At 57.9% G+C, this 24,208-nt stretch carries 23 protein-coding genes; 14 read left to right on the top strand and 9 right to left on the bottom strand.

What is annotated here, in order from left to right:
• Positions 1-9: 9 nt before the first annotated feature.
• Positions 10-1,533 (bottom strand): DUF2125 domain-containing protein, encoded by a 1,524-nt coding sequence (locus tag ACR0NE_RS00595; protein ID WP_170596791.1) that lies wholly within the window; start codon positions 1,531-1,533, stop codon positions 10-12.
• Positions 1,534-1,665: 132 nt separating this feature from the next.
• Between ACR0NE_RS00595 and ACR0NE_RS00590 the strand changes: the two genes are divergently transcribed.
• The 3 genes from ACR0NE_RS00590 to ACR0NE_RS00580 are packed head-to-tail and all read left to right on the top strand — an operon-like array spanning position 1,666 to position 3,754.
• Entirely contained in the window at positions 1,666-2,415 is a 750-nt protein-coding gene (locus tag ACR0NE_RS00590; protein WP_170398908.1) for an SDR family oxidoreductase, read from the top strand.
• A complete protein-coding gene (locus ACR0NE_RS00585) occupies positions 2,412-3,020 on the top strand; it encodes an enoyl-CoA hydratase/isomerase family protein (protein ID WP_170406713.1) in 609 nt (202 codons plus the stop codon). Before ACR0NE_RS00590 ends, ACR0NE_RS00585 begins: the two co-directional genes overlap by 4 nt.
• On the top strand, positions 3,017-3,754 hold the full coding sequence (locus ACR0NE_RS00580; RefSeq protein ID WP_170596793.1) for a VOC family protein: 738 nt from the start codon (positions 3,017-3,019) through the stop codon (positions 3,752-3,754). The genes ACR0NE_RS00585 and ACR0NE_RS00580 overlap by 4 nt, the downstream gene beginning before the upstream one ends.
• Here ACR0NE_RS00580 and ACR0NE_RS00575 read toward each other — a convergent pair whose 3' ends face one another.
• Complete coding sequence (locus ACR0NE_RS00575; protein ID WP_170596795.1) at positions 3,755-4,051, bottom strand: HNH endonuclease; 297 nt, start codon at positions 4,049-4,051, stop codon at positions 3,755-3,757.
• 44 nt (positions 4,052-4,095) lie between these two features.
• Between ACR0NE_RS00575 and ACR0NE_RS00570 the strand changes: the two genes are divergently transcribed.
• The gene (locus ACR0NE_RS00570) at positions 4,096-5,274 is read left to right on the top strand and encodes a TIGR03862 family flavoprotein (RefSeq protein WP_170590217.1); all 1,179 of its coding nucleotides are present in this window, start codon (positions 4,096-4,098) and stop codon (positions 5,272-5,274) included.
• Between the two features lie 3 nt (positions 5,275-5,277).
• On the opposite strand, the gene holA is transcribed toward ACR0NE_RS00570, so the two are convergent.
• The 4 genes from holA to ACR0NE_RS00550 all read right to left on the bottom strand — a co-directional run bounded on the left by holA (position 5,278) and on the right by ACR0NE_RS00550 (position 9,888).
• Positions 5,278-6,306, bottom strand: a complete 1,029-nt coding sequence (gene holA, locus ACR0NE_RS00565) for a DNA polymerase III subunit delta (RefSeq protein WP_170398893.1) — start codon at positions 6,304-6,306, stop codon at positions 5,278-5,280.
• Positions 6,303-6,794 carry an LPS assembly lipoprotein LptE gene (lptE, locus tag ACR0NE_RS00560; protein ID WP_170398890.1) on the bottom strand — a complete coding sequence of 164 codons (492 nt, stop codon included), beginning with the start codon at positions 6,792-6,794 and terminating at the stop codon, positions 6,303-6,305. Before lptE ends, holA begins: the two co-directional genes overlap by 4 nt.
• Positions 6,781-9,333 (bottom strand): leucine--tRNA ligase, encoded by a 2,553-nt coding sequence (gene leuS / locus ACR0NE_RS00555; RefSeq protein WP_170596797.1) that lies wholly within the window; start codon positions 9,331-9,333, stop codon positions 6,781-6,783. The genes lptE and leuS overlap by 14 nt, the downstream gene beginning before the upstream one ends.
• A gap of 72 nt (positions 9,334-9,405) precedes the next feature.
• A complete protein-coding gene (locus tag ACR0NE_RS00550) occupies positions 9,406-9,888 on the bottom strand; it encodes a DUF3576 domain-containing protein (RefSeq protein WP_170398884.1) in 483 nt (160 codons plus the stop codon).
• A 278-nt stretch (positions 9,889-10,166) separates the two neighbouring features.
• Here ACR0NE_RS00550 and ACR0NE_RS00545 point away from each other — a divergent pair, with 278 nt between their 5' ends.
• Positions 10,167-11,174 (top strand): porin, encoded by a 1,008-nt coding sequence (locus ACR0NE_RS00545; protein WP_170398881.1) that lies wholly within the window; start codon positions 10,167-10,169, stop codon positions 11,172-11,174.
• 101 nt (positions 11,175-11,275) lie between these two features.
• Entirely contained in the window at positions 11,276-11,935 is a 660-nt protein-coding gene (locus ACR0NE_RS00540; RefSeq protein WP_170596798.1) for a YggS family pyridoxal phosphate-dependent enzyme, read from the top strand.
• Here the strand turns inward: ACR0NE_RS00540 and ACR0NE_RS00535 are convergent.
• Together ACR0NE_RS00535 and ribA are read right to left on the bottom strand one after the other, a co-directional pair.
• Positions 11,919-12,419 carry a L,D-transpeptidase family protein gene (locus ACR0NE_RS00535; RefSeq protein ID WP_170596799.1) on the bottom strand — a complete coding sequence of 167 codons (501 nt, stop codon included), beginning with the start codon at positions 12,417-12,419 and terminating at the stop codon, positions 11,919-11,921. The genes ACR0NE_RS00540 and ACR0NE_RS00535 overlap by 17 nt on opposite strands.
• Positions 12,416-13,510 carry a GTP cyclohydrolase II gene (gene ribA, locus ACR0NE_RS00530; RefSeq protein WP_170596800.1) on the bottom strand — a complete coding sequence of 365 codons (1,095 nt, stop codon included), beginning with the start codon at positions 13,508-13,510 and terminating at the stop codon, positions 12,416-12,418. Before ribA ends, ACR0NE_RS00535 begins: the two co-directional genes overlap by 4 nt.
• Before the next feature lie 161 nt (positions 13,511-13,671).
• On the opposite strand from ribA, the gene ACR0NE_RS00525 reads away from it, so the two are divergent.
• From ACR0NE_RS00525 to ACR0NE_RS00505, 5 genes are all read left to right on the top strand, one after another.
• Positions 13,672-14,358, top strand: a complete 687-nt coding sequence (locus ACR0NE_RS00525) for a response regulator transcription factor (RefSeq protein ID WP_170398869.1) — start codon at positions 13,672-13,674, stop codon at positions 14,356-14,358.
• A gap of 318 nt (positions 14,359-14,676) precedes the next feature.
• The gene (locus ACR0NE_RS00520) at positions 14,677-15,465 is read left to right on the top strand and encodes an exodeoxyribonuclease III (RefSeq protein WP_170596801.1); all 789 of its coding nucleotides are present in this window, start codon (positions 14,677-14,679) and stop codon (positions 15,463-15,465) included.
• Positions 15,466-15,552: 87 nt separating this feature from the next.
• Positions 15,553-16,470 (top strand): thioredoxin family protein, encoded by a 918-nt coding sequence (locus tag ACR0NE_RS00515; protein WP_170398864.1) that lies wholly within the window; start codon positions 15,553-15,555, stop codon positions 16,468-16,470.
• A gap of 27 nt (positions 16,471-16,497) precedes the next feature.
• The gene (locus tag ACR0NE_RS00510) at positions 16,498-17,139 is read left to right on the top strand and encodes an LON peptidase substrate-binding domain-containing protein (protein ID WP_170596802.1); all 642 of its coding nucleotides are present in this window, start codon (positions 16,498-16,500) and stop codon (positions 17,137-17,139) included.
• Entirely contained in the window at positions 17,136-17,321 is a 186-nt protein-coding gene (locus ACR0NE_RS00505) for a Trm112 family protein (protein ID WP_170398842.1), read from the top strand. The genes ACR0NE_RS00510 and ACR0NE_RS00505 overlap by 4 nt, the downstream gene beginning before the upstream one ends.
• Here the strand turns inward: ACR0NE_RS00505 and ACR0NE_RS00500 are convergent.
• Entirely contained in the window at positions 17,318-18,544 is a 1,227-nt protein-coding gene (locus ACR0NE_RS00500; protein WP_170596803.1) for an FAD-dependent monooxygenase, read from the bottom strand. The two genes, ACR0NE_RS00505 and ACR0NE_RS00500, sit on opposite strands and share 4 nt — an antisense overlap.
• Positions 18,545-18,632: 88 nt before the next feature.
• Here ACR0NE_RS00500 and ACR0NE_RS00495 point away from each other — a divergent pair, with 88 nt between their 5' ends.
• From ACR0NE_RS00495 to ACR0NE_RS00485, 3 genes are all read left to right on the top strand, one after another.
• Positions 18,633-19,961 carry an amidase family protein gene (locus ACR0NE_RS00495; protein ID WP_170596804.1) on the top strand — a complete coding sequence of 443 codons (1,329 nt, stop codon included), beginning with the start codon at positions 18,633-18,635 and terminating at the stop codon, positions 19,959-19,961.
• Between the two features lie 108 nt (positions 19,962-20,069).
• Positions 20,070-21,251, top strand: coding sequence for an aminotransferase class I/II-fold pyridoxal phosphate-dependent enzyme (locus ACR0NE_RS00490; protein WP_170508890.1), 1,182 nt, complete (start codon positions 20,070-20,072; stop codon positions 21,249-21,251).
• A 14-nt stretch (positions 21,252-21,265) separates the two neighbouring features.
• Positions 21,266-24,184 (top strand): DNA translocase FtsK, encoded by a 2,919-nt coding sequence (locus ACR0NE_RS00485; protein WP_170596805.1) that lies wholly within the window; start codon positions 21,266-21,268, stop codon positions 24,182-24,184.
• Positions 24,185-24,208 lie beyond the last annotated feature (24 nt).

Below are 24,208 nucleotides of genomic sequence, written 5' to 3'. Positions count from 1 at the left end.
ATTTGTTTGTCACTTGATACGCTGACCGTTGGCCAGGATCTGTCCATCCTCGGTAAACTCGATTTTCGAGTTCAACGTGTCCGGTTCTTCGCCCGGAACAGCCATCAGACCCATCATCATACGCGCGCCCAGCGCGTCGTTTTCCGACACAAAGCCCATGCCGATCAGCTTGTCCAGCAGAGCGTTGGCCCCAACAAGTTTCAAGTTGGCGACACCCGACGGGGCAGGCAGGCCATCAAACTCTTCCGTGTTGGAGTTGTCGAACGCAAAGTCGCCATCACCGCTCAATTGGGCTCCGACCAATGATACGAGAAGCTTGTTGATCTTCAGCGAATGCAGTTCGCCCGGAACGATATCAGATGTCTCAAGCTCTTCGACGGCTTCCGGGTCCATGAAATCGACCAAAACTTTGGCGGTGCCGGTTGCATCCAACGCGATGGTCGCCGGATCGCGCGGCAGCGCACTAGCAGGGTCGAACATGCTCCACAACACGTCGGACATGGTGAAATCCGTCAGGTTCATGCCAAATCCAAATGGCTGGATTTCTTCCGAGGCCTGCACCGGAAGCTCGAATTTCAGCCCTGCATTTGCCATCGCGATTTCGATTGGAAAAGGCAGATCCGACGTGGTGACGGCTAGTTTGGTGCTGTTCTGCGCAAGATCGTAGACAAGGCGCTGTGCATCGATGCTACCGGTAAAGCTGCCTCCTTCGGAACTGCTGCTGAGCGAGAATGGCTCACCCTCGGCAGTGCCTGCCATTTCGGTGCTGCCCGAGGCGTATGTGAATGTACCTGAAGCGGCAAACCCGGCCTTGTAGATGTCTTCAATGTTGGCGACATCCATACCGGGGGGGATGACTGTATCGCCATCAAATTTCAAACCATCTAATTTACCGCTGATCCGGCCCGTGTCTTCACTTTCGGGCTCGTTGAAGGCCACATCATAGGACAGGCTGCTGGCCGTGAACTGCTGCGCGATATCGCGCATCTCGCCGATCTGCATCTGCGATGTGCCTGCGATTTCGTTCATCTGAACGTTCAAGGCAAACATGTCGCTGGATACGGTTTCGCCATCAAACTCCATCGAGTCCATCGACAGAGTCAGGCTGTTCGCCGTATAGTCATATGTCATGTTTTCGGGGGTACCCGAAACGACCATTTCCAAGGCGTCGTGAGCGTACATCAGATCAGCCGAAAATGTCTCGCCCTCGGCTTCACCCGAAATTGTCATCGGGAAGCTGGCAGGAAAGCCGATATTGACTGTACCGTCGCCATTTTCGGTCAACGTCATCTCGGGGATGACCATGTCGAAGGTGCCTTCGGTGTCCGGAATGGCCATGGCCATCGTCATGTTCGCGATGGTGGTGACGTTGCCGGAAACGCTCTGATCGCCAGTGACGTCATAGCCCATGCCGCCCAGATAAGCCTGCCAATCGGCCCAGACATCATTGGCGGTAACATCTGCAAAGGCGCCGTTGGTTGCAACAGCGTAGGCCAAAGCTGCACCGCAGCTACGGCGAAGGAAAACAGTCATAAGAGAACCCTTCTTGATCAATTTGCCGGCATGGTCGTGCCTGTAGCGGCCAGCGTCAAGGGGGAAGGGGTGGACCAATTCCCCATTTGCAGGGTACGAGTTAAGACAATTTCAAATGCAGGGATTTAAACGATGCATATGCAAGGGAAAACGGTACTGATCACAGGGGCAAGCCGAGGCATCGGAGCGGAAGCCGGGCGCGTTTTTGCCGCAGCTGGGGCCAATGTGGCCTTGGTCGCCCGCAGCCGCGATCAGATTGACGCTCTGGCTGCGGCATTGGGTGAAAACGCCATGGCGCTGGCCTGCGACGTCAGCGATTTTTCCCAGGTTGAACAGACAGTTGCCGATTGCATCGACCGGTTCGGCAAGCTGGATGTGCTAATCGGGAACGCGGGCGTCATTGATCCGATCTTTCATCTGTCGAATGCCGACACCCGGGCCTGGAGCCAAGCAATCGACATCAACCTGAAAGGTGTCTTTTACGGAATGCGTGCCGTCCTGCCCATCATGCGGGCAGCAGGCGGCGGGACCGTTCTGACAGTCTCGTCCGGTGCCGCGTCGAATCCGGTCGAAGCCTGGAGCCACTATTGCGCATCAAAAGCCGGGGCCAAGATGCTGACCGAATGCCTGCATCTGGAAGAGGCGCATCACGGTATTCGCGCAATGGGCCTGTCCCCGGGAACTGTGGCCACAGATATGCAGCGGGTGATCAAGGCCAGCGGAATCAATCCAGTAAGTCAGCTGGATTGGGACGATCACATCCCCGCAGACTGGCCCGCGCGGGCGTTGATGTGGATGTGCTCGGCAGATGCGGATGAGTTCTTGGGGACCGAGATATCGCTGCGCAACGAAGACATCCGAAAAAGGGTCGGGCTGACGTGATCGAACTGACACAGGATGATGGGTTGTGGACCGTCACGTTGAACAATCCGGACAAGGCCAATGCGCTGACCTCAGCGATGCTAAGCGAATTGGTTCGCATCGCAGAGGCGGCGACCGAGGCACGTGCATTGATCCTGACGGGGGCGGGCCGGGTCTTCAGTGCGGGCGCCGATCTTGAAGAAGCGCGGGCGGGCCTTGCGACCTCCGATCTTTGGGAGAGGTTGTCGGGTGCCATTGCCGCCTTGCCCTGTCTGACGGTGGCCGCGCTCAACGGCACTTTGGCCGGTGGAGCCAACGGTATGGTGCTGGCCTGTGACCTGCGTATCGCAGTGCCCTCGGCCAAGTTCTTTTACCCGGTCATGAAGCTGGGATTCTTGCCGCAGCCCTCGGATCCCAAGCGGATGGCAGAGTTGATCGGTCCGGCCAGAACCCGGCTTATACTGATGGCTGGACAGAAGATTTCTGCAGAAGAAGCCTATAGTTTTGGGCTGGTTGATCGGGTGGTTGAGCCCGAACATTTGATACCAACTGCACAAGAACTTGTAGCCGACAGCCTGTCCGCAGATCCGTCGGTTGCTGCGGGCATAGCCGGATTGTGCCCATGAGGTTGGCCGCGCTCCGATTGCGGGTGGAGGACCCGGATGCGTTGGCGGCGTTTTATCGTGATGCGCTTGGCATGTCTGTCAGGGTTGAAGGCGCCAATCGTCGTCTTGGATATTCCGGTCAGGATGCCGATCTGTTGCTGATGCCGGGTGGCGGGGGCTACCGCCACGACCCGGGGCAGCGGTATTGGAAGATCGGGATCACGTTGCCGGATGTTGATCTTGTCGCAGCACACCTGCGCCAGAAGGGTATCCCGGTCAGCGCGCCGCGGCAGTTTCTGGATATCGGCTATATGTGCCATCTGAATGACCCCGAAGGGTTTGCCATTGAACTGCTGCAGCAGGATTTCGAGGGCAACCGACCGGTTGATGCTACAAGCCCGGACGCCCCCTTCGCGAAGGCCTGTATCGGCCAGATCACTTTGCGAACCGGCGATATTGCAACCGAAGATGCGTTTTGCCGATCCATGGGACTGTCATTGCTGTCTCTGCAGGATGTCGAACCTCATGGGTTCGATCTGCATTTTTATGCGTTCACCGCAGAGGAGCCTCCCAACCCCGATCTTTGGGCGGTTGAGAATCGCGAATGGCTGTGGAAGCGCCCATATACCACGTTGGAATACCAGCATATTCCGAACGCTCGGTTTGCTCCGGTGCCGGATTATCTTGGGATCGAGGTTGAAGGGCTGACCGACCCGAAAAACGATATGTTCGGTGATCCCTGGCTTCCTGCCTGATCATCGCCCGCGTCGTTTTCCCGGCACTTTTGAGCGAAACCCCGGCGGGCGTTTGCGCACCCACATCAGGAACTTCTCAAGCCTCGGGTGGGCGCGGAGCGCATCGACAGTGTGGAAGTCACGCGCCAATTCGGCCTCGGTCAGTGTCGCGTGGATCTCTTTGTGGCATATCTGATGCAACAAAACGGTGGGCCCGCCCTTGCCTCCCTTAAGCTTTGGGATCAGATGGTGCAGGCTTCCACCATCTTCGGGGATCGGACGGTTGCAGAGCGGGCAGATCGGATCGGAATTTGCCATGACCTAACTTCGCGCTGATGCGTGTACGGGGCAAGAGGGACACAATGGCGCAAACCATGGTCATCGGGGCAGGGCCAGCGGGGCTAATGGCCGCCGAACAGCTTGCCGCCGCCGGGCACGAGGTTGTAGTGGCCGAAGCCAAGCCGTCTGTCGCGCGTAAATTCCTGATGGCGGGGAAGTCCGGCCTGAACCTGACCAAGGATGAGCCTTTTGACATGCTTATGGGCGCATACGGGGATGCAAAGGATTGGTTGCATCCGATGATACAAGCGTTTGACGCACAGGCGGTGAAGGCTTGGGCCGGTGATCTTGGGCAAGAGATGTTCACGGGCTCTACCGGGCGCGTGTTTCCGAAAGTCATGAAGGCCTCACCCTTGCTGCGGGCTTGGCTGGCCAGATTGGATCAGGCCGGTGTTCAGATCAGGACACGCTGGCGCTGGCAGGGATGGCAAGGTGGCGCGTTGGCTTTTGAGACGCCAGATGGCATGCAGTTTTGCTCGCCCGACGCGACGGTTTTGGCATTAGGGGGCGCCAGCTGGGCGCGGTTGGGTTCGGATGGCGCTTGGGCCCAGTGGCTTGCGGACAGCGGAGTTGATCTAACACCGTTTGCACCGGCTAACGCCGCTCTGTCAGTCGATTGGAGCCCCTATATGCAGCCACATTTTGGCGCGGCGCTCAAGTCGGTGCGGTGGATGGCGGGCGATCTGGATAGCCGTGGTGAGGCCACTATTTCCGCAAAAGGCCTGGAAGGTGGCGGTATGTATGCCCTGACCCCTGCGCTGCGGATGGGGGCGCCGCTGTTTGTTGATCTGGTCCCGGATGTGACGGCTGAAGGGATGCAGGCGCGATTGGACGCGAAGAAATCAAAGGCAACGCTTTCGCATTGGTTGAAGAATGGTCTGCGTCTGTCTCCGCAAAAGGTCGCTTTGTTCCACGAAATGACTAAGGGCCGCGCATTGAAGCAAACGCAATGGATCGGTGCGCTGAAAAACCTGCCCATCAGGTATGCTGGGCTACGCCCGATGGATGAGGCGATCTCAACCGCTGGCGGGGTAGCATTGGGTGCCGTGGACAGCGGTTTGATGCTGACAGCATGTCCGGGCGTTTTTTGCGCGGGCGAGATGCTGGATTGGGAAGCCCCGACCGGTGGTTATCTTCTGACCGCCTGTCTGGCGACGGGACGTTGGGCCGGTCAGTCGGCGGCAACGTGGTTGGCGCGCTAGGCCTTAACCCGATCGGGCCAGCATCGCCAGTCGGATCATTGCACGCTCTACCAGTGCCATCGCAGGTGCGGTTTGACCTGCCGAGCGCAAGGATAGGTCCGTATCTGTAAGGACGGTTAAAGCGGTCTGCAGCTTGGGCGCCCCCCATCCCTGAGCTTGCCTCAGGATCCGGTCACGTCGTTTGCCATAGACCGGAGGGCGCAGCTTGCCGATTCCCTGCGCCGCGCCTCCAGGGTCGGATGCGCAGGCATAGAGCGTTCGGAAATGCCGCGTCGCCCCAATACACAAGGTGACCCCGTTGGTGCCCTGCGCCTGCAGGCGTCGGATCAGGGGGCCGATTTCCTGTGCCCGGCCCTCGGCAACGACGTTCAATACATCATCCAGCGCCGCCTCGGTCGACCGCGGCGCACAGGCTTCAATGTCTTCAATCGTCAGTTCACCAGCGTCACCGCGTTTGTAAAGCGACAGTTTCTCAACTGATTGAGTGAAATCACCAGGGCTGAGCGCCATTGCAAGTTCGCTTAGCGCCGACATCGAATCGCGTGGAATATTCTTCAATCCGGCTTGCGCCAGAATGCGCTCCACCTCGGCGCGCGAGGGCGGGTCATCGTAGATGCCAACAGCGTATGCGGCAGGGTTCGCTTCGAATGCTTTGCGGATTTTCGAGCTGGGTTTGAGCTGCCCGGCCGTTACGATGATCTGTGCATCACCATGATCCCAGTCTTCAAGGGCTGTGAGAATCGCAGGCGCTGCGACATCGGTGGCGTCTTCAACAAACACCGCGCGGGGACCGGGGAAAAATCCGACAGCCTTGACCGCGTCCAGCAACAGGGTCGGATCGCTGCGTAGATCGCTTCCGGGAATGCGGGTCAGGCGCATTTCCTCTTCAGCGCCGGATCCCAACAAAGCCGCCAGAACTTGCTGACGCTTTAGAGCAACGCGCATCGCGTCCGCCCCGTAGATCAACAGCCCGGCTTTGTCCGCGTCCGGCTTGGCAAAATACCCATCAGCCTCGCGCGGGCTCAACTTCATGTGGACAGGCCCGGTGTGGCGTAAAGGCGATTTACGATCTGATCGGCCAGAATCACCATCAAGCGCTCGGTCGCGTCGCGTTCATCTGCCAGTGTAGACACGGTCGAGCCTGCAGCAGAATAACCGACAAACTCGGTAACGTTGCCCGAGGCAATGATTTGCCCGGTTGCGTTGGATTTCAGCGCGTAAGTCGCATTCCCGTCGATCGTATAGCGATTGGTTTCATTCGCTGTGGTGATCGAGGCCCTGCGGGTGACCGTCGATACGCCGACATCCAGCTTGTATTCGTTGCCCGAGGTCGCGCTTCGACCTAATTTGCGTTCCAGATTCTGGACAAGCAGAAAGCTTTCGACGGTATTCGGCGCTGACACCTCGACCTTGCCATCCAAGGCCGAGCCTGATCCTCCGGGCGCATAAACCGGCTCGAACCCGCAAGCGGCGAGCGCCAGCGGCATCAACAACAGGGTTCTACGATCAAACGACGACATTAACGATCCGGCCCGGAACAACGATCACTTTCTTCGGTGCAGCGCCATCCAGCGCCTTTTGCACAGCTTCGGTGCTGAGGGCGATTTTTTCAACCTCTGCTTTATCCAGATCTTTGGCTACGCTGATCTCGGCCCGACGCTTGCCGTTGATCTGAATCGGCAGGGTTATGGTGTCATCGATCAGCATCGTCTCATCCGCGATGGGCCAAGGCGCGGTTGCAACCAGGCCTTCGCCGCCCAGCATCTGCCAAAGTTCTTCGGACAAGTGTGGCGTCATCGGCGACATCAGCTGCGCTAGTGTCTTGGCTGCCTCGCGCTTGACTGCAGAGCCCGCTTTGGATTTGGCAAGCGTGTTAGTGAATGCATAAAGCTTTGCGATAGATGCGTTAAAGCCAAAGGATTCGACCCCGCCCGATACGTCATGAATGGCTTTGTGCATCTCACGTAGCAGCGTTTCGTCATCTGCTGTGGCCGGCAAGTCCGATTCTGCGATTTCTGCGGCGATGCGGTGCACGCGGCTGAGATGTTTGAACGCGGCTTCGGCGCCCGACGCGGTCCATTCCACGTCGCGCTCAGGTGGGGAGTCGGATAGAACAAACCAGCGCGCAGTATCCGCACCAAAGGCCGAGATGATGCTGACCGGATCGACGACGTTCTTTTTCGACTTGGACATTTTGGCTGAGGGGATGATTTCAACCTCGGTGCCGTCGGTCAGCTTGCCGTCGGTCACGTCTTCGGGCAGGTGATAGACCGGGCGACCGTTGGCGTCGCGTGTTTGATAAATTTCATGAGTCACCATGCCTTGAGTGAACAGCGCGTTGAACGGCTCAATCGCTTTCTTCGGCAAATGACCAGTGATGTTCATCGCCCGCGCGAAGAAGCGCGAATAGAGCAGGTGCAGAATCGCATGCTCAATCCCACCGATGTATTGGTCGACATTCATCCAATACTCGGCTTCGGCAAGATCGGTGGGCGTTTCCGCGCGTGGAGCGGTGAAACGGGCGAAGTACCACGACGAATCGACAAACGTGTCCATCGTGTCAGTTTCCCGCTTGGCTGGAGCGCCGCAGGAAGGGCAAGGGGTGTCGCGCCAGCTGGGGTGGCGGTCCAGCGGGTTGCCGGGGATCGAAAAATCTATGGGTTTGCCGTTGCCATCATCATAAGGCAGCTCGATCGGCAGATTATCTTTCTTCTCGGAGACCGTGCCGCATTGATCACAATGCACAACAGGAATCGGGCAGCCCCAATAGCGTTGGCGGCTGAGCCCCCAATCGCGCAGGCGGTATTTGGTAACACCTTCACCCCAACCGGCCTTTTCGGCGAAATCAACGGTGGCATTGATGGCCTCGTCACCCGTTGCCTCGGTGAGACCCGCAAAATGATTCACCCAGCGGACTTTCTCGGTTTTCGGTGGAACAAACGCGATCTTGTCGACCGGAGTGTCATCATCCAGTGCAAAGAATGTGTCGACAACAGGCAGGCCGTATTTGCGACAGAAATCGAGGTCACGTTGATCATGAGCTGGGCAGGCAAAGATGGCGCCGGTGCCATAGTCCATCAGGATAAAGTTGGCGATCCAGACCGGCAGCTCCCAGCTGGGGTCGAGTGGATGTTTTACACGTATGCCGGTGTCATAACCCAGCTTTTCGGCGGTTTCGATCGCCTCTTCGGTGGTGCCGCCCTTGCGGCATTCGGCAACGAATTCAGCGACTTTCGGGTTTTCTGCCTCAAGCTGCTTGGCAATCGGATGATCGGGCGAGATGCCAACAAACGACGCGCCCATCAGCGTATCGGGCCGTGTCGTGTAGACGGTGATCGGCTCACCTACATCGGTGCGTTCGAACCCGAATTGCAGGCCACGGGACTTGCCGATCCAGTTCTCTTGCATCAGGCGTACCTTGGCGGGCCAGTTATCCAGCGTATCCAGCGCGTCGAGCAGTTCCTCGGAATAGTCGGAAATCTTGAAAAACCACTGAGTCAACTCGCGACGCTCAACCAAGGCGCCTGAACGCCAGCCACGGCCGTTTTCTACCTGTTCATTGGCCAGAACGGTCATATCGACCGGGTCCCAGTTCACTACGGCGTTCTTGCGATAAACCAGACCGGCCTCGAGCATATCCAGGAACAAAGCCTGCTGCTGGCCGTAGTATTCCGGATCACAGGTGGCGAATTCACGAGACCAGTCGATCGACAGGCCCAGCGGCTTCATCTGTCCGCGCATGTCGGCGATATTGCCGTAGGTCCAATCTTTGGGGTGGCCACCACTGGCCATTGCGGCGTTTTCCGCAGGCATTCCGAACGCGTCCCAGCCCATCGGGTGCAGCACGTTATGACCGGTTGCGAGCTTGTGGCGGGCGATCACGTCACCCATCGTGTAGTTGCGTACATGCCCCATGTGGATACGGCCAGACGGGTAGGGGAACATCTCAAGCACATAGTATTTCGGCTTGTCCGCCTTGTGATTGGCGGTGAAGATTCCGGCCTTGTCCCAGGCCTCCTGCCATTTTGCTTCGATTTCGTTGGCCGAGTAGCGCGACATCATGCGGTCCTTCGTGAATGAAAACGCCGGGTAGGAACCCGGCGTGGTAATAGTGTGATTTTTGTCGGGTTTCTAGAACTTGTTGTCCGCAATGCGTAGCTGGCGCGCGCGAGACAGGATCGCATCTTCGACGGCGCGCGACGTTGCAGCGCTGACCGGAGAACCGCCACTGGTCTGAAGAGCTACGGACAAGGAACGCGCTTCCAGGGCAGGATCACTGATGTGAACTGTCGCGCGATAGGAACGCCCGCCGCCGGGCGGTGTGCCATAACCCGTTACGATCACTCCGGTAAACGGATCGACCTCTTGGATCGGTAAGAAATTCAGTACATCTAGCGATGCGGCCCACAGATAGCGATTTACCTGAGTGACCTGCTCTGAGGTGTTCGGGCCGAATACGTCCCAGATCGTCGAACGATTCGGGTCATTCAGTTCGCGTTCCTCGGTCGAGCTGCCATCAGCGGTCAACACACTTGCATCGCCAGGCGGTGGCCCTCCGCAGGCTGATAAGGCAGCCGTTACCATGATCAAACCTGGAATCGTAATACGGCGCATCGTTGGAAGGTCCCGTGTCACTTGTTTTGCTCTGTCGAGTGATACTCCTAGACAAGGACCCGTACAGCAACAACCCTATTCTTTTATGATCGACTCGCGCGAACCGCACGATCCGTTGAATTCGACTGTGGCATCCTTGCACCAATTTGGGCCGAATGACGTCTTTGCGTTTATGCCAAGCTTGCGCAACGGGGGCAAAAAAAGCGAAACGGTGTCCGTGCTGAGACGCGTGCTTTGCATGTGTCGAGTAGAAAATCTTTGAAACCGAGGGAAACAAGATGAAAAAAGTTCTCTTCGCAACGACCGCACTGATTGCAACCGCAAGTGTTGCAGCGGCCGAAGTAAAGTTCAGCGGTTACGGCCGCTTTGGTCTGGGATACCTGGAAGACCGTACAGGTACCGTTGACGCAATTGGTGGTGGTGAAGCGACCGGCGTAGAAACCGACGAAACCATCCTGGTCTCGCGCTTCCGTCTGAACATCGACGGAATCGTTGAAACTGACGGTGGCGTTCGCTTTGAAGGCCGTGTTCGTCTGCAGGCAGACGAAGATGCCGGCAACGGCGAAGCAAACTCCGCTGGCCTGAACGGCGCACGCTTCTCGGTCATCTTCGGTGGTCTGCGTGTTGACGCCGGCAACGTAGCCGGTTCGTTCGACAACTTGGCAAACTACTACGGTAACGAGCCTGGCCTGGAAAGCTTCATTGGTCAGTACTCGGGCGTCGACTATGACTTCCTGGCGTACTCGTCGACCGGTTCGGGCGCAAACGCTGTGTTCTTCCAGTACGCAGTTGGCGACTTCGCCTTTGGCGCGTCGTATGACCAGCGCACATTTGCTGACGAAGCTGTTGCGGGTGCGGACACTGATGATGCAGACCGCTGGGACATCAGCGCGACCTACACCTTCGGTAACGTGACTGCCGCTCTGGCCTACGGTCAGACCAGCGGTCTGGGCGACGCCGACAAGCAGAGCCTGACCGTTCTGACCCTGGGTGCAGAATTCGGTGACTTCTCCGGTACTCTGTTCGTCGCAGACGATGACGTCGCAAACGATGACCGCAACGGCACCGCATACGGTCTGTCGGCAGCCTACAACTTGGGCGCGGCAACCACTCTGACCTTCGCTTACGGTGACGGTTCGGCAGACGACGATCTGCAGCAGTACGGCATCGGTGCCATCTACGACCTGGGTGGCGGTGCATCGCTGCGCGGTGGTATCGGCAACCAGAAGCGTGGCGACGGCGACAGCCAGCTGCGTGCCGACTTTGGTGCTCAGTTCAACTTCTAAGTTGATCTGAACCACAAGGTTCAAGGGCAGGTCTTCGGACCTGCCCTTTTCTTTTGCCGCCACATGGTGTTTTGCTGCTGCAAACGCAGAATGAGGGACCCATGTCGCTGCAAGAAATCACCGATCGAATAGCCAAAGCTGAATCTGCGGCAGGACGCGCCGAAGGCTCGGTGCAATTAATTGCGGTTTCCAAGGTGCAACCTAACGACCGGGTCGAAGCCGTGTTGAAGCAGGGCCACCGGTGTTTCGGAGAAAACCGCGTGCAGGAAGCCGCTGGCAAATGGCCTGCATTTCGCGAGAGTTTTCCGGACATCGATCTGCATCTGATCGGTCCATTGCAAACAAACAAGGCACGGCAGGCGATTGATCTTTGCAATGCCATCCATTCAGTTGATCGACCAAAGCTCGCCAAAACATTGGCGCGATTGGCACAAGAAATGGGTAAGTGCCCCGATCTATTTATACAGATCAACACAGGCGAAGAGGATCAGAAGGCCGGTACTCTTCCACAAGATGCTGATGCGTTCATTGCAGAATGCCGCGGCATGGACCTGCCCGTCCGAGGTTTGATGTGCATTCCACCGGTTGAAGAGGAGCCCGCGCTGCACTTCGCGCTATTAGCAAAAATCGCAGAGCGGAATGGGCTGGAGGGTTTGTCGATGGGAATGAGCAGTGATTTTGAATCGGCAATCGCCTTGGGTGCCACACACGTCCGTATTGGGTCTGCCATATTCGGGGCGCGGGTTAAGCCTCAGGGATGATCAGCCGTGTGCCCGGCGTGATTTTTTGGGCAATCCAACGTAGGTGGTCGCGCCTGAATGCGATGCAGCCTTCGGTCGGAAACCGTGGGCGTCGCCATTGATGCAGGAAGATGGCCGATCCCCGGCTGGGTTCTGAATTGGGATAGTTCCAATCGGTTATCAAGATCAGGTCATAAAGCGGATCTGGGCGACGCAGTTTCTCGTGACTGAAATCATGAGGCGCCCGCACCAAATGGTTATACGCATCGTCCTCTACGTCGTCTGACCATAAATCGCGCGGTCCGATCGGTCGTGCCCAATGCGCCGGCCGTGGCATTCGGTCTGCGCGATAGAGCATACCCACAATGTGATGCACACCTGATGGTGTTGTTCCGTCACCTTCCTGCTTGGTTGGGCTCAAGCCACCTTTGCCTATAGCGCAGGGGAACAGCTGCCCGATAAACCGAATGCCACGTGGTGTAAGAACCAGATCGCTTGGTGTCACAGCAGGTGGCCTGACTTTGCCGCTTTGGTCGCCAGATACGCGCGGTTGAAATCTGTTTCACCTACTTTCAACGGAACCCGTTCGGTGACGGCGATACCTGTGCGTTCCATCATCGCGATTTTTGCAGGGTTGTTGGTCAGTAGACGGACCGAATTGAAGCCCAGCGATTTCAGGATATCCGAGCCGAGCCTGAAATCCCGTTCATCGTCTTCGAATCCAAGCCGGTGATTGGCCTCGACTGTGTCAAATCCCTGATCCTGAAGAAAATAGGCGCGCATTTTGTTGGCGAGCCCGATCCCACGCCCTTCCTGATTCAGATAAAGCAGGACACCCGCACCCTCGTCCCCCATCTGGGCCAAGGCCCCGCGCAGTTGCGGGCCACAGTCACATTTCAGGCTGCCCATGAGATCGCCTGTGAAACAGGCCGAATGCAGCCGCGCGAGGACGGGCTTGTCGCGGTCAGGGCGACCGATTTCAACCGCATAGTGTTCCTCTCCGCCATCTTCGGGGCGGAATACATGCAGGCGCCCAGCCTCGGACACTTCCATCGGCAGGCGTGCGGCGACGACAGGGTGCAGAGCGCTGCGATCTGTCAAATGTGGCGCGGCGCGGGCATGGTCAATGCAGGTTAGGCCATGGTCTGCCGCAAATTCGCGCCCGTCTTGAATTGGTGTCACGACGGCGGCCGGAAGCAATTGCGCCGACTTGGCCAACGCAATAGCGATCCGGTGCAGATTTGCGCTGCCTTGCCGTTCGGTCATCAGCGGGCCCTTCATCGGGGCGTTCAGATCATCGGACGGGTCGGCCACCGCCTGCACCCAGCTCAGCCCAGCATCCGCCGGGATCATGACGCGAGCAAGATCGCCGTCATATGCACGCGCTTTAAGTGTTTCAGCGCGCCGAACCGTGATGGCGACAACGGGATCCCCGCCCAAGCCGCGCAAATCGGCCAACCTTTGCGGGCTCAGGGTCTCGGTGGCGAATGCGAGTACTCCAAATCCCAGTTCGTCGGTCAGAACAACGGGAACACCCATACGCAGGTCAGCCCGCGCCCGTGCCAGCAATTCGGTGATGTCGGGAGTGAGACTCATGCAGTTCACCTTGAAACGATCAGACCCTGTCCTACCCCGATCACTGGAAAATGTGAAACATTTCCTCGGCGTCAGACACGAGGGCGTGAGACGACTGCAGTAAATCTTGCTGATTGCATTCTTCATACGCAAGTGATGGAAAAGGCTTAGGAGGACCGTACATGGCTCAGCTCAAGAAAATCCTGCTGGTGGATGACGACGAAGACCTGCGCGAAGCGCTCAGCGAGCAACTTGTCATGACCGAAGACTTTGACGTGTTCGAGGCGTCCGATGGCGCGTCGGCAATGGAGCGCGCGCGCGAAGCAATATACGATCTGGTGATTCTGGATGTCGGCCTGCCGGATACCGATGGCCGTGAGCTGTGTCGCCTGATGCGCAAGCAGGGCGTCAAAAGCCCGGTGCTGATGCTGACCGGGCACGACAGCGATGCTGACACGATCCTGGGTCTTGATGCTGGCGCAAATGATTATGTCAGCAAGCCTTTTAAATTTCCGGTTCTTCTGGCCCGGATTCGGGCCCAACTGCGCCAGCATGAACAATCCGAGGATGCGGTCTTTGTTCTGGGGCCCTACACCTTCAAACCGGCCATGAAGATGCTGATGACCGAAGATGATCGCAAGATCCGCCTGACCGAGAAAGAGACTAACATTCTCAAGTTCCTCTATCGATCAACTGACGGCGTTGTTGCACGTGATGTTCTTTTGCATGAGGTCTGGGGTTACAACGCAGGCGTTACAACGCACACGCTTGAAACCCATATCTATCGTCTGCGTCAGAAGATTGAACCCGACCCGTCGAATGCGCGCCTTTTGGTCACAGAATCGGGCGGATATCGCCTTGTTGCTTGACTAATGGTGGATTGACTTGGATCAAAGTGATACTCTGTAGGTATCTTTAGATTACTCCCAACCCGCGCATGTCCGGGTTATGACATGCACCTCCCTGTTGGACTGCCGGGCCTGATGGCCCGGCTTTTTTTGTAGGGTGCAACTGTATCGTGCAGGGCGATATCGGCACCGGGCATCCGATTTCATTCAATGAAATCGGACCGGAAACTTTGCAAGTTTCCGTCACCGCCGGGTCAGGCAACATTGCTTTGTTTTTCGATGGCACCACGCTTGGCGCCGCGCTAACCTGCGGCAACTTCGACAAAGGAACCCCCGGATATGCCCTTTACCCTTGCCACATGGAACATCAATTCGGTCCGCCTGCGCGAGCCTATCGTTCTGAAATTGCTGCAGGAAGAGGCACCGGATGTGCTGTGTCTACAGGAATGCAAATCGCCGGTCGACAAAATCCCGACCGAAGGGTTCGCCGAGCTGGGCTATACGCATATGATTGCGCGGGGCCAGAAGGGGTATAACGGCGTCGCCATACTGTCGCGCCTTCCGCTTGAGGAAGTAGGGGATAAGGATTTCGCGGGTCTGGGTCATGCGCGACACATTGCGGGGCGGTTGGAGAATGGCGTGACCATTCATAATTTCTATGTCCCCGCTGGGGGCGACGTACCGGATCGCGAAGTGAACGAGAAGTTTGGCCAAAAGCTGGATTACCTCGCTGACATGCGCGATTGGTTCCGTGCGGAAAAGCCGAAAAAGTCCATTCTGGTGGGCGATCTGAATATTGCGCCCCGCGAAGATGATGTCTGGTCGCACAAGCAGTTGCTGAAGGTGGTTTCACATACGCCGATCGAGGTTGAAACGCTGGCCGAAACGCAGGATGCAGGTGGCTGGGTCGATATCACCCGGCAGGATATTCCCGAGGGCCAGCTATACAGCTGGTGGTCTTATCGGGCACGAGATTGGGATGCCGCCGACAAGGGACGCAGGCTGGATCATGTCTGGGCTACGCCCGATATCTCGAACGCGGGTCATTCCAGCCGCATTCTGCGCGACGCGCGCGGATGGGAAAAACCCAGTGATCATGCCCCGGTATTTGCCACGTTTGACGTCTGACCGAAGCAAATTCGCCGAACTCCCCCCTTGGTTTCTGCCGCATTGGACTGCATATAGGGCGCAAGTTCGAACCAGAGAGTATAAGCCATGGACCTTCTGAACGGCGCAGGCAGCCCCCAAGCCACTGATCTGATTAAAGACGGGACCGAGGCCACCTTCATGGCCGATGTGGTCGAAGCCTCACAAGAGACGCCGATCATCGTTGACTTCTGGGCGCCTTGGTGCGGCCCCTGCAAAACGCTGGGCCCGGCGTTGGAAGAGGCCGTGACCGCTGCCAAGGGTGCGGTCAAGATGGTCAAGATCAACGTGGACGAAGCGCAGATGATTGCAGGACAACTGCGCATCCAGTCGATTCCGATGGTCTATGCATTTCATAAAGGCCAACCGATCGACGGGTTTCAGGGCGCTTTGCCAGGGTCCGAGATCAAGGCCTTCATAGATCGTGTGATCGAAGCCGCGGGCGGTGAAAGCCCGGGTGGTCAACTAGATGATGCTGTGCAAGCTGCCGAAGAAATGTTGACCGAGGGGGCCGCTGTAGACGCGGCACAGACTTTTGCCGCCATACTGGGTGAAGACCCCAATCACGCTGCCGCTTATGGCGGGTTGGTGCGCGCGCATATTGCATCGGGGGATCTGGATCAGGCTGAGGCGATCCTCAATGGCGCTCCTGCCGAGATTTCCACTTCACCCGAGGTTGAAGCGGCCCATGCGCAACTGGAATTGGCCAAGCAGGCTGCAGATGCTGGTCCGGTAGGTGAGTTGACTGCAACAGTTGAGGCCGAGCCAGACAACCATCAAGCCCGTTTCGATCTGGCGCAGGCCCTGCATGCCAATGGCGATGTCGAAGAGGCAGTGGCTCAACTGTTGGAATTGTTCCGCCGCGATCGCGAGTGGAATGATGGGGCAGCAAAGGCGCAGCTCTTCACAATTTTCGATGCGCTCAAGCCCAATGACCCGATTGTTCTGAACGGGCGGCGCAAGCTCAGCTCGATGATATTTGCCTAATCCCCGATCAGAACTAAACTCGGGTACATGATGCATCCTGCCGATTTGCCGGAAACGGTATCCGTTTTCCCTTTGCCCGGAGCGCTGCTGCTGCCACGGTCTCGCCTGCCGCTGCATATTTTTGAGCCGCGCTACCTACAGATGCTGGACGACGCGCTGAAAACGCAAGAACGCCTGATCGGGATGGTGCAACCGAATACCTGTCAGGGGGACGAAACTAAGTTGCACCAGATTGGATGCGCTGGACGGGTCACCCAGTTTTCCGAGACCGAAGACGGCAGGTATCTGATTACGCTGACGGGAATCTCTCGGTTCAGGGTCAAATCAGAGTTGGACAGTTTCACCCCGTATCGCCGGGTTTCGGTGTCTTGGGACGGGTTTGACCGTGATCTGGGCAAGGCCGAGGTAGATGACGGTTTTGATCGGAACAGGTTCCTGCGGCTGTTGGAACGATTTTTTTCGTCCCGTCAGTTTTCCACCGATTGGGACACAATGAAAGATGCCGATGATGAGCTTTTGGTCAATTCCCTGTCGATGATGCTAGAGTTTGACCCCGAGGAAAAGCAAGCCCTGCTTGAGGCCCCCTGCCTGCGCACCCGGCGCGAGACATTGGTGACATTAATTGAATTCGCCATGCGCGGCGGATCGAATGAGGAAAAACTGCAATGAGCGATACCGAACACGCCTTTGACCGCCATATGCTTGAGGCGTTGATTTGTCCGCAGACCCACACGACGCTGCACTATGATGCCGAACGGCAAGAGCTGGTGTCAAAAGCCGCCGCTCTGGCCTTTCCAATCCGCAACGGTATTCCAGTGATGCTAGTGGATGAGGCCCGAGAGCTGGACTAGATCGGGTGTCCCTGCAGCAGTTTCGGCAGGTCTCCGGTCAGACCTGCAGCCTCGCGCACGAAACCTCGGCGCAGCCCGGGCAGCGATCCGACGATACCCATTCCAATATCCCGACCTATGCGGAGTAGGGGATTATCGTTCGAAAACAGCTTGTTGAACATATCAGTCGCCATCGCAAGCGAGGCTGTGTCGAACCGGCGCCACTCTTGATAGCGCTCCAGCACAAGCGTTGATCCGATATCCTCGCCACGTCGTCCCGCAAGGGTCAGAACCTCGGCCAATGCACCGACATCACGCAGACCTGCGTTCAGGCCTTGCCCGGCGATGGGGTGCATGCCATGGGCGGCGTCTCCGACCAAAGCCAACCGGTCCGAGATGAAGGAATTGGCGATGGTCAGGTTCAACGGGTATGTGAACCGGTCACCCTGCAGGCGGATATCCCCCAGGAAATCGCCAAAGCGCGGGCGCAGAACTTGTAGGTAATCTGCCTCGGGCAGCGCATTGATCTGCGCGGAGGTCTCAGTGCGTTCGCTCCAGACGATGGAACTGCGGTTCCCGGTCAGCGGCAGAATCGCCAACGGGCCGGGGGGCATGAAGAACTGATGGGCGATACCGTGATGCGGTAGCTCGTGTTCAATGGCGCAGACCAGAGCGGTCTGTCCATAGTCCCAGCCGGTTCGCTTGATTCCGGCGCGCATAGCGGTCCCGCTGCGGCGGCCATCGCAACCCACCAGAAGGCTGCCGGACAAGGTGGACCCGTCATCCAGTGTAAGTGTTGCCCCGTTTGCCGAGATGTCCTGAGACACGACCGTTTTTCCGCTGAATTCGGTAACCCCGTCTTGTTCGGTCATGGTCTCCAGAAAAGCCCGCCGCAGGTGGCGATCTTCGACCATATAGCCCATCGGGCCTTCTTCGATCTCGGCATGATCAAAATGCATGAAGAACGGGGAAGGTCCGGCACCGGCATGGCCATCCGTTACCTTGATCTCCAGCATCGGCTGGGCGTGCTCTTCCACCTTTTCCCAAACGCCTATTGCGTCGAGCAGACGTTGCGACGCCAATGCCAGCGCATAAGCGCGCCCGTCGAAGGTCGCATTCTTGCGCACTTTCTCTGCCAGAGCGTCAACAACCACGACTGAATGCCCGGTCTGGGCCAGCGCCAGCGCAAGGGCAGGGCCGTTCAGGCCACCACCAACGATCAGGATATCGGATCTGTGTTCCATGTGCTGCAATATGCGCGCCCTTTCGGGATTGTCCATGTGCGGTCCTGTCGCTACCGTCCGATCACGGAATTACTCGGGAGGGGACCGGATGCAAGACTGGCTGACCATGACGGCATGTGATTTGGGCCGTGGTATCGGAATGGGGCAGATCGATCCGGTTGAACTGACAGAAACTTATCTCAGCGCGATTGACGCCCATCCACATCGCGATCGGATCTATGCCCGGGTGACCCACGATCGCGCCCGCGCCGAGGCCCTTGCGGCGCAAGAGCGGGCCAAGCTTGGCCTGCGTCGGTCTTTGTTGGATGGCGTCCCGATCAGCTGGAAAGACCTGTTTGACACGGCAGACGTAGGGACCGAGGCCGGTTCAGCCCTGTTGGAAGGCCGCGTGCCCGAATCCGATGCGCAGGTGGTGCGGAACGCGACCGCGATGGGTACGGTCTGTCTGGGTAAAACGCATATGAGCGAATTGGCGTTCTCGGGTTTGGGTCTAAACCCTGTGACGGCTACGCCTCCATGCGTGAATGACGAAGACGCAGTGCCGGGCGGCTCATCTTCAGGTGCAGGAGCTTCGGTGGCTTGGGGGCTTGCTGCAGGCGGCGTTGGCTCGGACACGGGTGGATCGGTGCGGATTCCCTCGGCCTGGAACGATCTGGTGGGGCTGAAAACCACGGCGGGGCGCATTAGCCTTGAGGGCGTCGTGCCGCTGTGTCTGAAATTCGATACCGTTGGGCCTCTGGCGCGATCAGTTGAGGACGCCGCACATATGCTTGCTGTGCTTGAGGGCACCGCCCCGGCTGATCTGCGCGGGGCGTCATTGATCGGTCGCCGCTTTGCTGATTTGCAGAACGTGGCCAAGGACGATCTGCGCGAAGCTCCAGCCAACGCCTATGAAGATGCGCTGGCGCGCCTGAAAGAGGCCGGGGCCGAGATCGTTCCGCTTGACGTGCCTGAGCTGAACGAAGCGATGAGCCTGTCGGGTGTGCTCTATACAACCGAAGCCTACGGCTTGTGGCGAGATGTGATAGAAGCGAACCCCGAGGCGATGTATCCCGAAATCCTTGAACGGTTCCGAATGGGCAAGGCCTATTCCGGCCCCGATTACGTGGCCGCTTGGTCGAAACTAACCGCTTGTCGACAGGCTTGGGATGCGGCCTCTGCGGGCTTTGACGCCGTGCTTGCGCCGACGGCCCCGATCCTACCGCCCAATCTCGACCGGTTGATGAATGATCATGACTACTATGTTACCGAAAATCTCTTGGCTCTCCGCAACACCCGGATCGGCAATCTGATGGGGCTTGCGGCACTGACTTTGCCCACGGGAACACCCGGTTGCGGGCTGATGATGTTGGGCTATCCGGGGTCGGAAGAGGCCTTGTTACGGCTCGGCTCAGCAGCCGAAAGGGCTTTGACCTGAATGCCACAATCCCCTGATTCGGCACCTCTTTGTCTGGACGAAGCCCGGGTCGATCTGTAATCTGCCATAAAACGGGGCGCAAAATGACCCCGAAATTGAGGCAGTATCATGAATTTCCCCGAGCGGTTTTCGAACCTACCGGAATACGCATTTCCGCGTCTACGCGCCCTGTTGGATCATCATCAGCCGGGTGGTGAAGTCGTTCACATGACCATTGGCGAGCCCAAGCATGATTTCCCTTCTTGGGTGACTGACGTGATCATGGAAAACGCCGCCGGGTTTCAGGGCTATCCCCCGAACGAAGGCTCACCTGAATTGCGCGCAGCGATCACGGGTTGGATCAACCGCCGCTATGGTGTGTCGATGGATGCAGATGCCAATGTGATGGCACTGAACGGTACGCGCGAGGGTCTTTATAACGCTGCAATGGCGCTCTGCCCTGAGCAGAAAAATGGGCAGCAACCGATCATTCTGTGCCCGAACCCCTTCTATCAGGTCTACATGGTTGCCTCGATTTCGGTCGGTGCGCAGCCATATTTCGTGCCGGCAACCGCTGCCACTGGCCATTTGCCAGACTATGCAGGCCTGCCCGAAGAGGTTCTGAACCGTACTGCTGTAGCCTATATCTGCTCGCCCGCGAACCCTCAGGGGGCGGTCGCCTCGCGCGATTACTGGGTTGAGCTGATTCAATTGGCTGAAAAGTACGATTTCCGCATCTTTGCCGATGAATGCTATTCCGAAATCTACCGCGACGCCGCGCCGGTTGGCGCGCTGACCGTTGCGCAGGAACTGGGTGCTGACCCCGAACGTGTCACGCTGTTCAACTCTCTGTCCAAGCGGTCGAACTTGGCCGGGTTGCGGTCGGGGCTGATCGCAGGTGGACCTGAAACAATCAGCCGTGTCAAACTGTTGCGCAGCTATGCGGGTGCCCCTTTGCCCGCCCCGCTGCAGGCCGCCGCCGCCAAGGTTTGGGCGGATGAAGCGCATGTGCAGGAAAACCGCGCGCTGTATCAGGAGAAATACGCCGTCGCGGATGAGGTTTTCGCAGGCGTACAAGGCTACATGCCGCCCGAGGCCGGGTTCTTCCTGTGGCTGCCGGTCGAAAACGGTGAAGAAACCGCATTGAAGCTTTGGCAGGAAACCGGTGTTCGGGTTCTGCCGGGCGCATATCTTTCTCAAGGTGATCCGGGGCAAAACCCGGGCGAGCAATTTATCCGGGTCGCGATGGTGGCCCCAAAAACAGAGATGAAGCGCGGGCTGATTACACTCCGCGACTGCATCTATTCGTGAGGTACGAGGGCAAAATGGCATCATATAACGCGCGAAACCGTGACCCGCTGCTGGACAGCAACACGCAAGCCGCCATTGAACGGCGTAGCAAAGAACTGATCGGGATCGCTTTGATCCTGTTGGGGTTGGCCGCTGCAGCGATGATCTGGTCCTATACGCCCGATGATCCAAACTGGATGGTTTCGACCGATGCGCCCGTGCAAAACTGGATGGGGCGCATTGGGGCCTCGATTGCCGCGCCGTTATTTATGATCGTGGGTTGGGGCAGCTTGGGTGTCGCCTTGGTGCTGATCACTTGGGGCGTTCGATTTGCAGGTCATTTAGGTGAAGACCGTGCCATTGCCCGCCTGATTTTTGCGCCGATCTGGATCGCCGTTCTGGCTGTCTATGCAGCGACTCTGGTACCGGGTGCCGAATGGCGGGCGACGCACAGCTATGGCTTGGGCGGTCTATTCGGCGATACAGTGATGGGCGCGATTTTGACGTTGTTGCCGATCTCATCGCATTTCCTGGTCAAGCTGATGTCGCTGGCGATGGCGGTCGGTATGCTGGCTCTGGGTGTATTTGTGTTGGGTTTCGGCAAAGCGGACGTTCGCAATGGCTTCCGGGCGTTTCTGTTGGGACTGGTCATGGCCTATGATCTGTTGATGAACGCGCTGGGACGCGGGGCATCGGCGACAGCGCGGGCAGCACGGGACCGGAAGGCCCAATGGGCCGAGCGCAAGGCCGAACGTGCAGTTCCGGTTCAGGCGGATTTTGACGACGACCTGGCCTACGCTGATCCGGTCTTTGAAGACCCTGAGATTGAAGCGCAGGAACCTGTCGCCAAGACAGGCCTTCTGGCTCGGATGCCTTCCCTGATCCGTCGTCCTGACCCAATGCCCGAGCCTGAGTTGGTCGAAAACGTTGCGGTCGAAGGGTATTACGACATGCCGGGTGAGGATCGCATCCGGTCCAAGATTTCCGCCGCTGTGCGCAATCGTAAAGTGGCCGCTGGTGTGCTAACGCCCGAACCCGATCCCAACTTGCCATTGACCAAAGGGCGGGGCAGGGGACCGGACCCGTTGATTTTGAACTCTGGCGCGGCAGACGAGTTGCCGCCCGAACCCCCGATGACCTCGGCAGGTTTGCCACCCGAACCACCGCTGACAGCAGGATCTGATGTTGAGACGCTGGCGGCTGACTCCGAGGCTGATAATTGGATGCAGCAGGACTATGTTTCCGAACCGGACTATGATGATGAGGCCGTGTTTGATGATGCCTCCGAACCCGCGCTCCAACCGCGACAGGCTGTCAAGATTCCCGTTGCTGAGCCGCGTAAACCTGTAGTAGCTCAACCGGTCCGACGCACTCCTCCGCCTTCGCGCAGGGCGCAAGCCGAAGCACAGCCGACACTTTCTTTCGAGGAACGGCATTCCGATTTCGAACTGCCACCGCTGGGCCTTCTGTCCAACCCTGCAAGCATCCAACGCCATCACCTAAGCGATGAGGCGCTCGAGGAAAATGCGCGGATGCTGGAAAACGTGCTGGATGACTACGGCGTCAAGGGTGAGATCGTCAGCGTCCGCCCCGGTCCGGTTGTGACCATGTACGAACTGGAGCCTGCACCGGGTTTAAAAGCCAGCCGTGTGATCGGTTTGGCCGACGATATCGCACGCTCAATGTCGGCTTTGTCCGCGCGGGTTTCAACTCTACCGGGGCGCTCGGTTATTGGCATTGAACTGCCCAATGAAAACCGTGAGATGGTGGTGCTGCGCGAAATCCTCGCCAGTCGCGATTTCGGCGATGGTAACCATGCGCTGCCCTTGGCGTTGGGCAAGGATATCGGCGGTGAGTCCGTGGTGGCGAACTTGGCAAAAATGCCTCACCTATTGATCGCAGGTACGACCGGTTCCGGTAAGTCGGTGGCAATCAATACGATGATCCTGTCGCTGCTTTATAAGCTAACGCCGGATGAGTGCCGCCTGATCATGATCGACCCCAAGATGCTGGAACTGTCGGTCTATGACGGTATCCCGCACCTGCTCTCGCCCGTTGTGACCGACCCGAAAAAGGCGGTTGTGGCCCTGAAATGGGTCGTGGGCGAGATGGAGGATCGCTATCGCAAAATGTCCAAAATGGGCGTGCGCAATATCGCGGGCTACAATGGCCGCGTGAAGGATGCGCTATCCAAGGGCGAGATGTTCAGCCGCACGGTCCAGACCGGCTTTGACGATGAAACCGGCGAGCCAATGTTCGAGACCGAAGAATTCGCGCCCGAAGCAATGCCTTATATCGTTGTGATCGTCGACGAAATGGCCGACCTGATGATGGTCGCGGGCAAGGAGATCGAGGCCTGCATCCAGCGTCTGGCGCAGATGGCGCGGGCTTCGGGCATTCACCTGATCATGGCCACTCAGCGCCCCTCTGTTGATGTGATCACCGGGACGATCAAGGCGAACTTCCCGACCCGGATTTCGTTCCAGGTGACTTCGAAAGTCGACAGTCGCACCATTTTGGGCGAGATGGGTGCCGAACAACTTCTGGGGCAGGGCGACATGCTGTATATGGCGGGCGGGGCGAAGATCACCCGTTGTCACGGTCCGTTTGTCTCGGATGAAGAGGTCGAAGAAATCGTCAACCACTTGAAACAGTTCGGTCCGCCGACCTACATGAGCGGCGTGGTCGATGGCCCGGCTGAGGAAAAGGCTGACAATATCGACGCTGTTCTGGGCCTGAACACGGGTGGCAACACGAACGGAGAAGACGCCCTTTACGACCAGGCAGTGGCGATTGTGATCAAAGATCGCAAATGCTCGACGTCCTACATTCAGCGAAAACTTGCCATTGGCTACAACAAAGCTGCGCGGCTTGTTGAGCAGATGGAGGACGAAGGCGTTGTTTCCGGGGCAAATCACGTTGGAAAACGCGAAATCCTCGTCCCCGAGCAGTAAGATATTTAATAACAAGGGCAGAAC

The organism is Ruegeria sp. C9 (genome assembly GCF_056537585.1).
Note: the sequence above shows the minus strand (reverse complement) of the source record. Positions and strands in the feature narration are given on the sequence as shown.

Excerpts from the sequence above, each read along its gene's own strand:
- ACR0NE_RS00570 (WP_170590217.1), top strand. The coding sequence starts at position 4,096 with ATGGCGCAAACCATGGTCATCGGGGCAGGGCCAGCGGGGCTAATGGCC.
- ACR0NE_RS00545 (WP_170398881.1), top strand. The coding sequence starts at position 10,167 with ATGAAAAAAGTTCTCTTCGCAACGACCGCACTGATTGCAACCGCAAGT.
- ACR0NE_RS00575 (WP_170596795.1), bottom strand. The coding sequence starts at position 4,051 with ATGGCAAATTCCGATCCGATCTGCCCGCTCTGCAACCGTCCGATCCCC.
- ACR0NE_RS00485 (WP_170596805.1), top strand. The coding sequence starts at position 21,266 with ATGGCATCATATAACGCGCGAAACCGTGACCCGCTGCTGGACAGCAAC.
- ACR0NE_RS00510 (WP_170596802.1), top strand. The coding sequence starts at position 16,498 with ATGATGCATCCTGCCGATTTGCCGGAAACGGTATCCGTTTTCCCTTTG.
- ACR0NE_RS00525 (WP_170398869.1), top strand. The coding sequence starts at position 13,672 with ATGGCTCAGCTCAAGAAAATCCTGCTGGTGGATGACGACGAAGACCTG.
- ACR0NE_RS00550 (WP_170398884.1), bottom strand. The coding sequence starts at position 9,888 with ATGCGCCGTATTACGATTCCAGGTTTGATCATGGTAACGGCTGCCTTA.
- ribA (WP_170596800.1), bottom strand. The coding sequence starts at position 13,510 with ATGAGTCTCACTCCCGACATCACCGAATTGCTGGCACGGGCGCGGGCT.
- ACR0NE_RS00490 (WP_170508890.1), top strand. The coding sequence starts at position 20,070 with ATGAATTTCCCCGAGCGGTTTTCGAACCTACCGGAATACGCATTTCCG.
- ACR0NE_RS00540 (WP_170596798.1), top strand. The coding sequence starts at position 11,276 with ATGTCGCTGCAAGAAATCACCGATCGAATAGCCAAAGCTGAATCTGCG.
- ACR0NE_RS00520 (WP_170596801.1), top strand. The coding sequence starts at position 14,677 with ATGCCCTTTACCCTTGCCACATGGAACATCAATTCGGTCCGCCTGCGC.
- ACR0NE_RS00500 (WP_170596803.1), bottom strand. The coding sequence starts at position 18,544 with ATGGAACACAGATCCGATATCCTGATCGTTGGTGGTGGCCTGAACGGC.
- holA (WP_170398893.1), bottom strand. The coding sequence starts at position 6,306 with ATGAAGTTGAGCCCGCGCGAGGCTGATGGGTATTTTGCCAAGCCGGAC.
- ACR0NE_RS00515 (WP_170398864.1), top strand. The coding sequence starts at position 15,553 with ATGGACCTTCTGAACGGCGCAGGCAGCCCCCAAGCCACTGATCTGATT.
- ACR0NE_RS00580 (WP_170596793.1), top strand. The coding sequence starts at position 3,017 with ATGAGGTTGGCCGCGCTCCGATTGCGGGTGGAGGACCCGGATGCGTTG.
- lptE (WP_170398890.1), bottom strand. The coding sequence starts at position 6,794 with ATGTCGTCGTTTGATCGTAGAACCCTGTTGTTGATGCCGCTGGCGCTC.
- ACR0NE_RS00505 (WP_170398842.1), top strand. The coding sequence starts at position 17,136 with ATGAGCGATACCGAACACGCCTTTGACCGCCATATGCTTGAGGCGTTG.
- leuS (WP_170596797.1), bottom strand. The coding sequence starts at position 9,333 with ATGTCGCGCTACTCGGCCAACGAAATCGAAGCAAAATGGCAGGAGGCC.
- ACR0NE_RS00495 (WP_170596804.1), top strand. The coding sequence starts at position 18,633 with ATGCAAGACTGGCTGACCATGACGGCATGTGATTTGGGCCGTGGTATC.
- ACR0NE_RS00595 (WP_170596791.1), bottom strand. The coding sequence starts at position 1,533 with ATGACTGTTTTCCTTCGCCGTAGCTGCGGTGCAGCTTTGGCCTACGCT.
- ACR0NE_RS00590 (WP_170398908.1), top strand. The coding sequence starts at position 1,666 with ATGCATATGCAAGGGAAAACGGTACTGATCACAGGGGCAAGCCGAGGC.